1 protein-coding gene is annotated in these 1,687 nt (G+C 37.8%); it reads left to right on the top strand.

All coding sequences use genetic code 11. The features are described from left to right. A partial coding sequence (locus tag JMM81_RS22495) for a hypothetical protein (RefSeq protein WP_375162439.1) occupies positions 1 to 1,601 on the top strand: 1,601 nt, incomplete at its 5' end. Positions 1,602 to 1,687: the final 86 nt, after the last annotated feature.

The following is a 1,687-nucleotide window of genomic DNA, read 5'->3' as shown; positions in this document are numbered from 1 at the left end:
TTGTCAAACATACGTTCCTATTGTATAATAAAAGTATACATAATCAGAAAGAGGTGTATTTTGTGAAAAAAGCTAATCAACCATCGTTTATTTTAGAATTGAAGTTATCAGCGCTCGTTTGGCAACAACAGATTTTAAAGACACGATTTGAATTGGCTCGCAGACTTTACAACACCACCCTTTCTTATGCCTTAAAACAAGTTCAATGCATGAAAGAATCGAAACGTTATCGTAAACAACTTTATGTCTATCGAGAAATCAAAGCCAAAATGAAACGAACTACGAATAAAAATCTCATTCCATTCTATCAAAAGGAATTAGACACTTACACTCAAAACTTAAATGAGATCCGTCAATCATTTGAGTTAAGTGAATTCGGACTTCATGCGTATATGAAAAAACATCAACATAACTATAAGAAACACATAGACAGCAATACAGCTCAAAAGATTGCTTCGAAGGTATGGCAGTCCATTGAAGATGTCCTTTTTAAAGGGAGTAAAGCCCATTTTAAAAAGTATGGTACCATGACTTCGGTTGAAGGAAAAACGAACAAATCAGGCATTCGCTTTCGGGATAACAATATTCATTGGAATGGATTAGAAATTCCTGTTAGGATTCGTAAAAATGATTTATTTGCAGAGGAAGTGCTTTCTTGCCACAAAATTAAATACAGTCGTATCGTCAAAAAAGCGATTCGTGGCAAAGATGCCTACTACGTTCAATTGATCATGGAGGGAATTCCCCCTTCCAAACGAGTGAATTCGACAGGTGCTTTTCGTCATCCTAAAATGCCCCATGGTCGTGTAGGAATTGATATGGGCACCTCCACTGTTGCTGTTGCTTCCGACAAAGAGGTTTGGATTCAACCGCTTGCACCAAAAGTACCTCAACTGGACAAAGAAAAAAGGCGGTTGCTGCGGAAACTGGATCGCAGTCGCAGAAGCAACCATTCGGACAACTTCAATGCAGATGGTACAGTAAAAAAAGGAATCAAACTGACATGGGAACGAAGTAACCACTACATGAAAACGCTGTACCAACTGAAAGAAGTCTATCGAAAACAAAGTGCCTATGTCAAAGCAGAACACGGTAAAATCGCCAACCGCATCCTATCCTGCGGAGATGAAGTCTATGTAGAAAAGATGAATTTTCGTGCCTTAACGAAGCGGGCGAAAGAAACCAAAATCAATGTCAAAGGCAAATACCAACGAAAAAAGCGATTTGGCAAAAGTATTGGTTCTTATGCTCCTGCTCTGTTGATAACGATTATAGATCGGAAATTAAAGTACCAACATACTGAAGTTCATAGAGTGAATACCAACACCTTTAAGGCAAGTCAATATAACCACATAACGGACTCTTACAAAAAGAAAAAACTCCATCAAAGATGGACGACAATCGGAAACCATTTGGTTCAACGAGATTTATACAGTGCCTTTTTATTGATGAACAGTGAAACCAACTTACAACAAACGAATCGAGAGTCATGTAACCAAACCTTTCATCCATTCCTAGCATTACACAATCAACAAATAGAAGCATTAAAAAAAATGAAAGAACAACTACCAAGCAGTATCGGAATCAAAAAAGTAAGTTAAAGATTTCATCCTTCGTAGGTGGAGCTACCCGCCTCCGTTAAAAGTGTTCGTCAACATAACATTAGTTGTGTAGAGCATAAAGTCTT

It is taken from the genome of Bacillus sp. V3B (genome assembly GCF_024494465.1).
Lineage (GTDB): Bacteria > Bacillota > Bacilli > Bacillales > Cytobacillaceae > Bacillus_BD.
This window is presented reverse-complemented; position numbering and strand designations above follow the sequence as displayed.